This is a genomic window from Lactococcus sp. bn62, assembly GCF_029492705.2.
In the GTDB taxonomy this organism is placed as follows: Bacteria; Bacillota; Bacilli; order Lactobacillales; family Streptococcaceae; genus Lactococcus; species Lactococcus petauri.
The window spans coordinates 208010-220873 of record NZ_CP120417.1 but is presented as its reverse complement, the minus strand read 5'-3'; the positions used below and the strand labels follow the sequence as shown (position 1 = coordinate 220873).

Below are 12864 nucleotides of genomic sequence, written 5' to 3'. Positions count from 1 at the left end.
TTTTCCTCCTGTATTATTTTCGTTTTTTGAGCTCCAAGCCCAAGTCAGTCAATTTAACCTTGACTTCTTCTACTGATTTGTGACCGAGGTTTTTGACTTTAATCATGTCAGCTTCACTCATTTCCACAATATCAGCTACGGTATTGATTCCAGCGCGTTTCAAACCATTGTAAGCACGAACTGAGAAGTCCATTTCTTCGATAATTTTATCGAGGACACGTTCTGTTTTAACTTCTTCTTTAGCCACGAGAGTTTCAGATTCTGAAGCTGTTTCTGACAAGTCAACAAACAAGTTCAAGTGATCTGTCAAAATCTTCGCAGAGAGAGACAAAGCATCATCAGCAACGATTGTGCCGTTTGTAGTGATTTCCAAAGTCAACTTATCGTAAGATGCATCACCACCTACACGAGCTGGTTCTACTTGATAGTTAACTTTGCTAACTGGTGTGTAAATTGAGTCCACAGCAATTGTACCGATAGGTGCGCCTTCGACTTTGTTTTCGTCAGCAGGAACGTATCCGTAACCTTTGTTTACTGTCATCACAGCACGCATAGAATGACCTTCTGCGATAGAGAAAAGAAAATGGTCTTTATTGACAATTTCGATATCACTATCTGTCAAAATGTCACCTGCGGTTACTGTCATAGGTCCAGTAACGTCAAGCTCAATTTGTTTTTCATTTTCAACGTAAGATTTGATCGCAAGTCCTTTAATAGCAAGGATGATTTGGACCACATCTTCACGTACACCAGGGATTGTTGCGAATTCGTGTTGAACACCTTCAATTTGGATTGAAGTAACAGCAGACCCAGGCAATGAAGACAAGAGAACGCGACGTAAAGAATTACCCAAAGTTGTACCGTAACCACGTTCAAGTGGTTCTACTACAAACTTACCGTAAAATTCTGTTTCGTCAAATTTAATAATTTTTGGTTTTTCAAACTCAATCATGTATAGTCTCCTCTAAAAGAAAAGTAAAGTGATTTTGCAACTCACTAACGATTATACACGACGACGTTTTGGAGGACGTGCACCATTGTGAGGTACAGGAGTCACATCACTAATAGAAGTTACGTTAAGACCAGCAGCCGCGAGTGCACGGATTGCAGATTCACGACCTGAACCAGGACCTTTAACTGTAACAGATACTGTTTTCAACCCTTGTTCTTGAGCAGCTTTAGCAGCAGCTTCAGATGCCATTTGTGCAGCGAATGGTGTAGATTTTTTAGAACCTTTGAAACCAAGTGAACCTGCAGATGACCAAGCAAGAGCGTTACCATGAACGTCAGTAATCATAATGATAGTGTTGTTAAAAGTTGATTGAATGTGGGCGATACCAGTTTCAATATTCTTTTTCACACGACGTTTACGAGTAATTTTTGCCATTTTAACTCCTTTCTAGATTATTTTTTCTTACCAGCGATAGCTTTAGCAGGACCCTTACGAGTACGTGCGTTGTTTTTTGTGTTTTGTCCACGTGTAGGAAGTCCACGACGGTGACGCATACCACGGTAGCTACCAATTTCCATTAAGCGTTTGATGTTGAGGTTTACTTCACGACGAAGATCTCCTTCGAGTTTCAAGCCGTCAAGTTCACGACGAATTGCGTCTTCTTGATCAGATGTAAGATCTTTAGTACGTACATCTTCTGAAACACCTGCAGCAGCAAGCACTTTTTTAGCAGTTTGAAGTCCAACACCGTAAACGTATGTCAATGAAATAACGATACGTTTTTCGTTTGGAATATCAACTCCAGCAAAACGAGCCATAATTTAATAGTTCCTTTCTATCCCTGACGTTGTTTATGTTTTGGATTTACAGGGCAAATTACCATAACACGACCGTTACGACGAATTACTTTACAGTATTCGCAGATTGGTTTAACTGATGGTCTTACTTTCATTGTGTCTTCCTTTCTATGGTTACTGTGCTTTCGCACTCAATGAATGTCCAGGTTATTTAAAACGGTAGGTAATGCGTCCACGTGTCAAATCATATGGTGACATTTCCACTTGCACGCGGTCGCCAGGCAGGATACGGATATAATTCTTACGAATTTTTCCAGAAATCGTCGCCAAAACTTTGTGACCATTTTCAAGTTCAACAGTGAACATCGCATTCGGCATAGTATCTACTACTTTACCTTCAATTTCGATAACATCATCTTTTGCCAAGCAAAAGTACCTCCTTAAAAATCCCCGAAAGATACAAGTGTATCTAAAAAGTCGGACTGATATATTATAGCACACTGACTGACAAATGACAAGCCCTCTATTTATTTTTTTCCTTTATTTTTCTTTCTGCTTTAATATTAACCGGTTGACATTTAATGAGAGCCATGTTATTATTAACCAGTAAATGAAAGGAGAGGAATCATGCATACAAATTTAGAAAAACAAATTGATCAATTCTTATCTCAAGTCATGCAATTTGCTGAAAACAAGCACGAAATTCTTCTTGGAAAGTGTCAAAGTGATATCAAATTAACTTCTACTCAAGAACATCTCTTGATGCTCCTGAATGGAGAACCAACAACCAATGCTCGGATGGCAGAAACTCTTTCGGTCTCTCCGGCTGCCATCACTAAAGCTTTAAAAAAGTTACAAGATTTAGAACTTATATCGCCCACGAAAAGTAAGACCGATGAACGTGTTGTTTTATGGAATCTAACAGAAAAAGCATTGCCCATTGCACGTGAACACGCTGCACATCATGAGGCAACGCTAGACAGTTATCAGCAACTTACACAGAAATATACAGAAGATGAACAAAAAGTAATCCAAGACTTTCTTCATCAACTCGCTGAAAAATTTAAGTAGTTTAGAAAGTAAATAAAAATTATGCCTTATATTGATGTTCAAAATGTAAGCTTTTATTATGACAATAATCCTGTTTTAGAAGATGTGAGTTACTCGGTTAACCCAGGGGAATTTGTAACATTGACTGGAGAAAACGGTGCGGCAAAGTCAACGCTAATCAAAATAACGCTCGGAATTTTGAAACCTAAGTCTGGTAAAGTTATCATTGCACGCCATGACACACAAAATCGCCGTTTACGTATCGCTTACGTCCCACAACAAATTTCCAGTTTCAATGCGGGTTTCCCCTCAACTGTTCATGAATTTGTTCGTTCTGGTCGTTATCCCCGTAAAGGTTGGTTCCGCAAGCTTAATGCACATGACGAAGAACACGTAGAAGCTGCTCTTAATGCTGTAGGCATGTGGGACTTTCGTCATAAAAAAATTGGAGAACTTTCCGGTGGACAAAAGCAACGTATCATCATTGCTCGTACATTTGCTTCTGACCCTGATGTCTTTGTTCTGGATGAACCAACTGTTGGGATGGACGATGTAACCACAGAAGCCTTTTATGAGCTCATGGCCCATGCTGCACATGAGCATGGTAAAAGTGTTCTCATGGTTACACACGATCCTGACTCTGTTAAAAAATATATGGACCGAAACATCCACCTTGCCCGAGACAAAAACGGAAAATTTGAATGCTTTGAAGTCCATGGCAACCCTAATGCAAAAATGAAAAAGGAGGTAAAAGCTAATGTTTGAAATCCTCTCTTATGACTTTATGCGCAACGCTTTACTAGCGACAACTGCCATTTCACTTTTTGCACCACTTCTTGGGGTTTTCCTTGTTCTGCGTCGTCAGTCTCTACTCTCTGACACCCTCTCCCATGTTTCTCTAGCAGGCGTTGCTTTCGGAGTCCTCTTTAGTTTAAATCCGACATGGACAACTTTAATTGTCGTTATTATTGCCGCTATCTTTATGGAATTTCTCCGTACCGTCTATAAAAATTATCTTGAGCTCGCAACCGCGATTTTAATGTCCGCTGGACTTGCTTTAGCCATGTTTATTATTAATGTGGCAGGAAGTAAAACCAGCATCAGCATTGACCAATATCTGTTTGGTTCAATTGTAACTATCGCTACTCCGCAAGTCGTGATGCTTTACATCATCGCTCTGATTGTTCTAGCTGGCTTTATATTCTTTCTCCGTCCACTTTATGTGATGACTTTTGATGAAGATACAGCTTTAGTAGATGGTCTTCCCGTCCGTGCTATGTCAATGATTTTTAATATTGTAACTGGTTTGGCGATTGCTTTGATGATTCCTGCCTGTGGCGCCCTACTGGTTTCTGCAATCATGGTTTTACCTGCTAGTGTATCTATGCTTATTGGAAAATCTTTCAAGACCGTATTAATCTGGTCAGTTATCATTGGTTTTATTGGTATGAACAGTGGATTGATCATCTCCTATTACTTCAATGCGCCTGCAAGTTCTGCAATTACCTTAATCTTCGTTGCACTTTTCTTAATTGTTTCTTTATTGAAACGTCTTTTCCGAAGATAGACAAACAAAAAACACTGAAATAATGTTCAGTGTTTTTTTTGTTCTATTTTAGCCAAGAACAGCTTGAATATCTTCGGTTACTTTCTCCATAGCTTGTCCGCCATCGATTGATTTAACTAAACCCAGTTCTGTATAGTGTTTCAAGATTGGTGCTGATTCCTTGATGTTTACTTCTAGGCGATTTTTAACTGTTTCTGGAACATCATCGGCACGTTGATAAAGGTCATGTCCTCCACATACATCACATGTTCCTTCAACTTTTGTAGGTTTGAAGAGTTTGTGATATGTTGCGCCACATGTACGGCAGATATAACGTCCACTTAAGCGTTCGACCAAGATATCTGGGTTTACTTCGATGTTGATGACTGCATCAAGTTTAATGCCAAGTTCTACCAACATTTTGTCCAAAGCTTCTGCTTGGTCAAATGTACGTGGATAACCATCAAGCAAGAATCCTGAAGCTTTGATGTCATCTTGTGCCAAACGTTCTTTGACTATACCGTTTGTTACTTCATCTGGAACCAATGCTCCTTTGTCGATATAAGATTTAGCAAGTTTGCCCATCTCAGTTTCATTTTTCATCGCTGCACGGAACATATCTCCTGTAGAGATGTGATTCACGCCGTAATTTTTAACGATAAATTCTGCCTGTGTACCTTTACCTGCGCCTGGCAAGCCCATGATTAACAAGTTCATTGTTTTCTCCCGTTTTCTTCTTACAAGTTTTACTATAGATGCTGCAACTCTTGCTTATGAGTTTACAGACAACATAATATAAATTATACCTTAATATTTTACCGCATTTCTTACGATAAATAAAGAAAAACCTTGCCGAAGCAAGATTTTTTTAGCTTTCAATTGGATTATCCATAAATCCTTTGTAGTTTTTCTTGTAGAGATAACCTTCAAGTTGTTTAACAGCTTGAATAGCAACCTGAATCAAGATCAAGAGCGATGTTCCTCCCAAGGCAACGATTTTTGGCAATCCCCAAATATTTTGGGCAACGATTGGAAGAATCGAAATAAAGCCAAGGAAAAGTGCCCCGACTGTTGCCAGACGCATAAGTAAGCCTGAAACATATTTTTCAGTCCCTTTACCTGGACGAACAGATGGGATATATGAACCTTGTTTTTGCAGATTTTCTGCCATCTTTTCTGGATTAACTTGTACAAATGAGTAGAAGAAGGTAAAGAGAACAATCAATAAGCCATAAAGTAACATCCCAGTCCATGTATTATAAGAAAGGGCTGATTGTAAGCTATTCAGCCAGCCAACATTGTTACCTTGAGCGCGTTGTAAGAACTGTAAAATCGTTGCTGGAGCAGTTGTGATAGAACCTGCAAAGATTACTGGAATAACGCCTGCTGGGTTAACACGAAGTGGCAAGTATGAACTTGTAGGCGCCCCTTGTGTCAACTTAGTGTATTGAATCGGAACTTTACGTTCTGCTTGTTGTACAAATGTTGTGAAGTAAATAATCAATGCTGAAGCAACAACCAGAATAGCGACCATTACCCACGACATTGGAATTTGACTCGGACGAACATTTACAAACCACTCTGTATAAACTTCGTGAATGGCGCTTGGAATACCTGAAACGATACCCGCAAAGATAATAACAGAAATACCAGAACCAAACCCTTTTTCATTGATTTGTTCACCCATCCATGTAACAACCATTGATCCTGTTGTCAAAATGACACCAATCATTAGGTAAGTTTGCCAGTTAGGATTTTGTACGATATTTGCCGAGCTCATAGCTTGGAAACCTGCAGTGATACCGATAGATTGAGCCATAGCCAAAACTAAAGTAATATAGCGTGTCGCTTGATTAAGCTTACGACGCCCTATTTCCCCTTGTTTTGACCATTCTACAAACTTCGGCAAAATATCCATTTGTAAAAGTTGAACGATAATTGATGCTGTGATATAAGGTGACACCCCCATAGCAAACAATGAATAGTTTTGCATGGCATTACCAGACACCAAGTTCATCATGTTCAAGAACGGTAAATCACTCAGGGCATTCAAGTTTTCAACATTGATCCCCGGTACTGTGATATGCGCACCTAATCGAAAGACAAACAGAATAAAGATGGTGAAGATAATCCGTGCTCTTACATCTTTTATTTTGAAAGCTTCCTTTAGAGTTTTGAAAAACATAATTTCCCTCTAAACTTTCTTAAATATTAACCCTATAAAATAAGCGGTTGAAAATCAACCGCCAATTGAATTATTTTGCTTCAAGAAGTTCTACAGAACCACCAGCAGCTTCAATAGCAGCTTTCGCAGCAGAAGATGCTTTAGCAACGTTAACCTTAAGGTTTTTAACTGTCAATTCGCCGTTAGCAAGAACTTTGATACCAGATTTAACATCTTTGATGATTTTAGCAGCTACAAGAGTTTCAGCTGTAACTTCAGCACCATCACCAAGACGGTTCAAAGTGTCAAGGTTTACGATTGCGTATTCTTTACGGTTTACGTTAGTAAATCCGCGTTTTGGAAGACGACGGAACAATTCTGTTTGTCCACCTTCAAAACCAGGACGTACGCCACCACCTGAACGTGATTTTTGACCTTTTTGTCCACGACCAGATGTTTTACCGTTACCAGATGAAGTACCACGACCTACACGGTTGCGAACTTTACGGCTGCCTTCAGCAGCTTTCATTTCATGAAGTTTCATGTTTTCTCCTTATTTTGTACAATGCTGCCGCCTCGCTCCACTCTAAGGAAGGATGGAGTTCAACTCGCCTGTACTTTTCTAATTTTTGGCTTTTAAACCTTTTCCATTTTACTAAATTTACTCTGAAAAAGCAAATCATTCCATAGTCTTTTCTTTTTTTAAAACAGAAAAAAAGAGTATGTCTTTCATACCCTTTTTTAGTTTATTTTGCTGGAACTTCAATTTTTCCTGAAACAATATCAGCTTTTGCTGCTTCAACTGCTTTCCAAGCTTCATCTGAAGCATTATCTCGAGCAAGTGTTACACCGCCGTTAGAAAGATCATACTTGAGGTTTTCACCACCAGGGAATTTCCCTTTTTCTGTTCTATTGGCAATATCTTTAACTGCGTTTCCAACTTCTTTAACTGTTGAAACAAGGACAAAGTTTGATTTTTTTCCATCTTTTGATGTATACCCACCTAAATATTCTTGGTCCTGGTCAACACCAACAACCCATACTTTATCTTCTTCTTTTCTTGTTTCATTCAAATTCTTAGCTTCTGTGAACAAACCTGTTCCGACACTACCTGCTGCTTGATAAATCACATCTGCACCACTAGCGTACATTGCTGAAGCCATTGTTTTACCTTTGCCGGCATCTGTGAAGGACTGCGCATATTGTACATCAACTTTGATATCTGGTGATACTGATTTGGCACCCGCTGTAAAGCCTGTTTCAAAAGCGGCAAGAACATCTGACTTGATCCCACCGATGAAACCAACATGATTTGTTTTACTTGTTTTTGCTGCTGCTACACCTGCAAGGTAAGCTGACTGTTGATCCGCAAAAGTTGCAGAGACCACATTGTCTTTACCTTCGATGACCGAATCGATAACAGCAAATTTTGTATCAGGATTGTTTTGTGCGGCTTGAGAAGTTGCTTCGTGCAAAACAAAGCCAATGCTGAACACAAGATCATAACCACCTGAAACGGCCGAATTAAAGTTTGAAGTGAATTCAGCTGGAGAGTTAGATTGGAAGTAGTTAATTCCCTTTCCTTTTGAAAGCCCGTTATCTTTACCCCAAGCTTGAAGACCTTCCCAAGCTGATTGGTTAAATGAGCGATCATCAACCCCATCATTACCTAAAACTAAGGCTGCATTAAGGTCTGTTTTTCCTTGCGATCTTTCTGTATTGCGTCCTCCGCAACCTGCAAGTACAATTACTGATGCAAGTGCTACTGTCGCAAGTGCAAAAATTCGTTTGTTCATTCTTCTCTTCCTTTCACATTTAAAAACAATTATACCTTAAAATTTAATGTACATTTTTACTTATTTAATTCGACATCTTGAAAATTTTTACAATTTCCTCAGAAAAAAAGTCCAGATAATCTGAACTTTTTTAATTACTATTTAACTTCTTCAATTGTTACCAAGTGTGAAATTGAGTTAGCCATGCCGCGAAGTGCTGCATTGTCTTCTTTCACAACTGATGAACCAAGTTTACCAAGGCCAAGTGCAACAACAGTTTTACGTTGTGCAGGGATACGGCCGATTGGTGATTTTACCAATGTAATTTTGATTTGAGCCATGATATCCTCCTTATGCCAAATCGCTTACTGATTTGCCGCGGAGTTCCGCAACTTCTTCAGCGCGTTTCAATTGTTGCAAACCTTCAACTGTTGCGCGAACAACGTTGATTGCTGTGTTTGAACCTAATGATTTAGATGTTACGTCAGCAACACCTGCGAGTTCGAGGACGGCACGAACGGCACCACCTGCGGCAACTCCAGAACCTTCTACAGCTGGTTTGATAAGGATTTTACCACCGCCGAATACACCAAGTACTTCGTGAGGTACAGTAGTTCCTACCATAGGAACTGTCACGATGTTTTTCTTAGCTGCTTCGATAGCTTTACGGATTGCTTCTGGAACTTCTTGAGCTTTACCAGTACCGAAACCTACGCGACCGTTACGGTCACCAACTACAACAAGTGCAGCAAAGCGGAGACGACGTCCACCTTTAACAACTTTAGTAACGCGGTTGATTCCAACAACGCGTTCTTCGAATTCTTTAACTTCTTCGTTTCTAGCCATTTTAATGATTACCCCTTTCCTTAGAATTTCAATCCAGCTTCACGTGCAGCTTCTGCAAGTGCTTGGATACGTCCGTGATAGAGATAACCACCGCGGTCAAATACAACTGCTTCGATGCCTTTAGCTTTAGCAGCTTCAGCAACAAGTTTACCAACTTCAGCAGCTTGTTCTGTTTTAGTACCAGTCAATTTGAGTGATGATGCAGATGCAAGTGTTACAGCTGCTTCGTCATCAATAACTTGTGCATAGATGTTTGTGTTTGAACGGAAAACGTTCAAACGTGGAGTCTCAGCAGTACCTGAGATTTTTCCGCGAACGCGAATGTGGCGTTTTTGACGGAGTTTGTTTTTATCTGGTTTAGAAATCACAATTCTACCTCTTTAAATATTTTATATTTCGATAGTTTCTGCCATCGATTTTCTTGCAAAAAATGCAAGCGGGAAGTTTCTGTCTGTACAGAATTTTGGCAAACTTACATTCACCAAATGACGGATCATAATCTCAAAGAGATTATTTACCAGTTTTACCTTCTTTACGACGTACGAATTCGCCAACGTAACGAATACCTTTACCTTTATAAGGTTCTGGTGAACGACGGCTACGGATGTAAGCAGCTGTTTGACCAACAACTTCTTTATCTGAACCTGAAACGTTGATGTGTGTAGCATCTGGAACTTCGAAAGTGATTCCTGCTGGAGCTTCGATTTCGTCTGGGTGAGATTTACCAACAGCCAATACAAGTTTTGAACCTTGAAGTTGTGCACGGTAACCAACCCCGATCATTTCGAGTTCTTTACGGAAACCTTCGCTAACACCAACAACCATGTTGTTGAAGTTTGCACGAGTTGTTCCGTGGATAGTTTTCATTTCTTTAGAATCATCTGGACGTTTGAATGTTACTTCAGAACCATTGATTTCCATTGTGATTGCTTCTGCAAATGTACGAGTCAATTCGCCTTTAGGGCCTTTAACTGTTACTGTTGCGCCATTTTGTTCAACTGTTACACCAGCTGGCAAAACAACGACTTTATTACCAATACGTGACATGTTTTTTTACCTTTTCTGTTAAATTATCAAGAGTATTTCTACTACCTGTTTTCACAATTATAATACTTTCAGCTTACGGGTAAAAGATTACCAGATGTAAGCAAGAACTTCACCACCGATGTTCTTAGAACGTGCAGCTTTGTCAGTTACAACGCCTTCAGAAGTTGAGATGATTGCTGTACCAAGTCCGTTAAGTACGCGTGGTACTTCGTCAGATTTAACGTAAACACGGAGACCTGGTTTAGAGATACGTTTCAAGTTAGTGATAACTTTTTCGTTGTTTTTTCCGTATTTCAAGAATACACGGATAACACCTTGTTTGTTATCTTCAACGTACTCAACGTCTTTCACATAACCTTCAGCTTTGAGGATTTCTGCGATTTCACGTTTGATTTTTGAAGCAGGTGCTTCAACAACTTCGAAACGACGCATGTTTCCGTTACGGATACGTGTGAGGAAGTCTGCAATTGGGTCTGTCATTACCATAATGTAATTTCTCCTTATTTGTAGTTTGGGTTTGTTCAATCCCACTTTCAAATTAATGAGGTCTTTTTAAAAAGACCGAACTTATATAGTTTATCAAATTATTTCTCTCGTGTCAATAGGCTCGGGTGTTTCTTCCTCCATTTAATTTTTGAAAGATAAAAAACACAGCTTCTAAAATATACGCTGTGTTTTCTCATTAATAAAGATATCTCGACTAAAGAGTTATTCTTCTCTCTCTTCCGTTTTTTCCTGAAGAACCGAGGTTTTGGAAAAAGAAAATATTTTAAAGACAAGGAAACTTAATAAGATACAAATAATAAGAATTTCCATCATCTATTCTCCATTTTCTAACCTCTGCATAGTATTTAAAGCTTCTTGCCAGGTTGGCACTGAAAAACCAATAGCTTCTGTTTTCTTTATACTCAATGTGGAATTGTAAGGGCGTTTCACATTTGATGCAAGCTCTACTGTAGCAAGGGGTAAAAGCTTGACTTCTTCTTGGCGCAAAATATATTTTGCAAATTTAAACCAAGAAATATTTTCGACTTCAACTTTTGCGTTGGACAGATGATAAATACCATATTTTGGTTTATGCTGCACCAAGTAAATCATAAAATCAGCTAATGTTCTAGTCCAAGTTGGGCAACCAAATTGATCATTGACCACCATAATTACTTGATCATCTTTATTCTTGGCTTTATTTTTCATAGTGGAGACAAAATTATTACCGTAGCATCCAAAAAGCCAGCTTGTACGAATAATATAATGTTTGGTAGTATTTTTCTGCACAGCATTTTCACCCAATAGTTGTGTATAACCATAGTGGGTGTGGAACATCGTCTACTTCCCATTCTTTCCCAAGCTCTAAGTTGCCGCTGAAGACATAATCAGTAGAGATATAAAGTAATAATGCTCCCACATTCTCAGCTGCTTGTGCAATATTTTCGGTACCAACAGCATTGACCTGCTCGGCTAAATGTCGTTCTTCTTGTTCTGCTTTTTCGACTGCAGTATAGCCTGCACAAAGATAAATAATTTGTGGTTTATGACGAGAAAAATACGCATCGACTGCAACTTTATCGGTGATATCTAGCTCGTGTGACCCCGTAGCCAGATAAGGAATTTTTTCTCTATCAAACCGTAAGCAAAGTTCCCGTCCCAACAAACCATTTTTTCCTATAATCAGATTCATTCTTGACTTTCTAGTGACTGAATCACTTCACGCAACTGTTTAACGGAGTTTTTAAAAGCTTTACGTTCGTACGCATCAATATTTAATTCGATAATTTCTCTTACGCCAGTTTGGTTTACGACAGATGGCACACCAGTGAAGATACCTTCTTCACCATATTGACCTTCTAGGTATGATGAAACAGGAAGAACTGCTTGTTCATTATTTAGAATAGCTTTTACTATCCTAGCTGTACTCATTCCGATACCATAATAAGTCGCCTTTTTACGGTCAATAATTTCATAAGCGGCATTTTTTACCTTGTCTGATAAAGTTTGTAAATCGCCAACTTCTAAGCGATTGTTTTGCACGATAAATTCAAGAATTGGTTTACCACCAACCGTCGTATGCGACCATACCGCAACTTCTGAATCCCCATGTTCACCAATAATATAACCGTGGATACTTCGAGGATCCATCTCAAGTTTTGTCGCGAGTTCTTTACGAAAACGTGTCGTATCTAAGGTTGTTCCTGTTCCAACAACCCTAGAAGCTGGTAGACCTGAAGCTTTCCAAGCACAGTAAGTCAGAACATCTACTGGGTTAGAAGCAATAACAAAGACGCCATCAAAACCAGACTTCATTACCTCATCCACAATAGATTTCATTATTTTAGCATTTGTATCTACAAGTTCTAACCGTGTTTGTCCTGGTTTTTGATTAATCCCTGCTGTAATGACAACTACGTTTGCATCTTTACATTCTTCATAACCACCAGATTTGACATTTACATTTTCTTGACCCCAAGCAATTCCGTCAAGGAGGTCCAAAGCTTCCCCCTCAGCTTTTTCCTGATTCACATCAATCAGCACAAGGTCATTAACAATTCCTTGATTAATCATCGAATAAGCAATGCTTGTTCCGACAAATCCTGTTCCAACAACGACTACTTTTCTATTTGTTACTTGCATATTTACACTTCCTTCTGTATTATTTCTCTATCTCTATATTAAGCCATAATTAGATATTT

18 protein-coding genes and 1 pseudogene are annotated in these 12864 nt (G+C 39.0%); 3 read left to right on the top strand and 16 right to left on the bottom strand.

Annotated features, from left to right (window positions below):
- Positions 1-13 precede the first annotated feature (13 nt).
- Genes P3G65_RS01250 through infA form a run of 5 tightly spaced genes read right to left on the bottom strand, consistent with a single transcriptional unit; the run spans position 14 to position 2175 of the window.
- Positions 14-952 carry a DNA-directed RNA polymerase subunit alpha gene (locus P3G65_RS01250; protein ID WP_019291426.1) on the bottom strand — a complete coding sequence of 313 codons (939 nt, stop codon included), beginning with the start codon at positions 950-952 and terminating at the stop codon, positions 14-16.
- Between the two features lie 51 nt (positions 953-1003).
- Positions 1004-1387 carry a 30S ribosomal protein S11 gene (gene rpsK, locus P3G65_RS01245; protein WP_003133774.1) on the bottom strand — a complete coding sequence of 128 codons (384 nt, stop codon included), beginning with the start codon at positions 1385-1387 and terminating at the stop codon, positions 1004-1006.
- Between the two features lie 17 nt (positions 1388-1404).
- Positions 1405-1770 (bottom strand): 30S ribosomal protein S13, encoded by a 366-nt coding sequence (rpsM, locus tag P3G65_RS01240; protein ID WP_003133773.1) that lies wholly within the window; start codon positions 1768-1770, stop codon positions 1405-1407.
- Positions 1771-1787: 17 nt separating this feature from the next.
- Positions 1788-1904 (bottom strand): 50S ribosomal protein L36, encoded by a 117-nt coding sequence (gene rpmJ / locus P3G65_RS01235; RefSeq protein ID WP_014024193.1) that lies wholly within the window; start codon positions 1902-1904, stop codon positions 1788-1790.
- A 52-nt stretch (positions 1905-1956) separates the two neighbouring features.
- Positions 1957-2175: a translation initiation factor IF-1 gene (infA, locus tag P3G65_RS01230; RefSeq protein WP_003133772.1), complete on the bottom strand. Its 219-nt coding sequence runs from the start codon at positions 2173-2175 to the stop codon at positions 1957-1959.
- Positions 2176-2376: 201 nt separating this feature from the next.
- On the opposite strand from infA, the gene P3G65_RS01225 reads away from it, so the two are divergent.
- Genes P3G65_RS01225 through P3G65_RS01215 form a run of 3 tightly spaced genes read left to right on the top strand, consistent with a single transcriptional unit; the run spans position 2377 to position 4366 of the window.
- On the top strand, positions 2377-2820 hold the full coding sequence (locus P3G65_RS01225; protein WP_019291427.1) for a zinc-dependent MarR family transcriptional regulator: 444 nt from the start codon (positions 2377-2379) through the stop codon (positions 2818-2820).
- Positions 2821-2841: 21 nt separating this feature from the next.
- A complete protein-coding gene (locus P3G65_RS01220) occupies positions 2842-3564 on the top strand; it encodes a metal ABC transporter ATP-binding protein (RefSeq protein WP_019291428.1) in 723 nt (240 codons plus the stop codon).
- Positions 3557-4366, top strand: coding sequence for a metal ABC transporter permease (locus P3G65_RS01215; protein ID WP_019291429.1), 810 nt, complete (start codon positions 3557-3559; stop codon positions 4364-4366). The genes P3G65_RS01220 and P3G65_RS01215 overlap by 8 nt, the downstream gene beginning before the upstream one ends.
- A gap of 48 nt (positions 4367-4414) precedes the next feature.
- On the opposite strand, the gene P3G65_RS01210 is transcribed toward P3G65_RS01215, so the two are convergent.
- From P3G65_RS01210 to P3G65_RS01160, 11 genes and pseudogenes are all read right to left on the bottom strand, one after another.
- Positions 4415-5062 carry an adenylate kinase gene (locus tag P3G65_RS01210; protein WP_003133767.1) on the bottom strand — a complete coding sequence of 216 codons (648 nt, stop codon included), beginning with the start codon at positions 5060-5062 and terminating at the stop codon, positions 4415-4417.
- A gap of 151 nt (positions 5063-5213) precedes the next feature.
- Complete coding sequence (gene secY / locus P3G65_RS01205; RefSeq protein WP_019291430.1) at positions 5214-6530, bottom strand: preprotein translocase subunit SecY; 1317 nt, start codon at positions 6528-6530, stop codon at positions 5214-5216.
- A 70-nt stretch (positions 6531-6600) separates the two neighbouring features.
- Entirely contained in the window at positions 6601-7053 is a 453-nt protein-coding gene (rplO, locus tag P3G65_RS01200; protein WP_003133763.1) for a 50S ribosomal protein L15, read from the bottom strand.
- Positions 7054-7255: 202 nt separating this feature from the next.
- Complete coding sequence (locus P3G65_RS01195) at positions 7256-8305, bottom strand: BMP family protein (protein WP_003133762.1); 1050 nt, start codon at positions 8303-8305, stop codon at positions 7256-7258.
- Between the two features lie 137 nt (positions 8306-8442).
- Positions 8443-8625, bottom strand: coding sequence for a 50S ribosomal protein L30 (gene rpmD, locus P3G65_RS01190; RefSeq protein WP_003134512.1), 183 nt, complete (start codon positions 8623-8625; stop codon positions 8443-8445).
- Between the two features lie 10 nt (positions 8626-8635).
- Positions 8636-9130: a 30S ribosomal protein S5 gene (rpsE, locus tag P3G65_RS01185; RefSeq protein ID WP_003133760.1), complete on the bottom strand. Its 495-nt coding sequence runs from the start codon at positions 9128-9130 to the stop codon at positions 8636-8638.
- A 20-nt stretch (positions 9131-9150) separates the two neighbouring features.
- A complete protein-coding gene (rplR, locus tag P3G65_RS01180; protein WP_003133759.1) occupies positions 9151-9498 on the bottom strand; it encodes a 50S ribosomal protein L18 in 348 nt (115 codons plus the stop codon).
- Between the two features lie 142 nt (positions 9499-9640).
- Entirely contained in the window at positions 9641-10177 is a 537-nt protein-coding gene (gene rplF, locus P3G65_RS01175) for a 50S ribosomal protein L6 (protein WP_019291431.1), read from the bottom strand.
- Positions 10178-10264: 87 nt separating this feature from the next.
- Entirely contained in the window at positions 10265-10663 is a 399-nt protein-coding gene (gene rpsH, locus P3G65_RS01170; protein WP_003133755.1) for a 30S ribosomal protein S8, read from the bottom strand.
- Positions 10664-10996: 333 nt separating this feature from the next.
- A pseudogene (gene rfbD / locus P3G65_RS01165) lies at positions 10997-11855 on the bottom strand (dTDP-4-dehydrorhamnose reductase).
- Positions 11852-12805 (bottom strand): L-lactate dehydrogenase, encoded by a 954-nt coding sequence (locus tag P3G65_RS01160; protein WP_019291434.1) that lies wholly within the window; start codon positions 12803-12805, stop codon positions 11852-11854. Before P3G65_RS01160 ends, rfbD begins: the two are co-directional and overlap by 4 nt.
- Positions 12806-12864 lie beyond the last annotated feature (59 nt).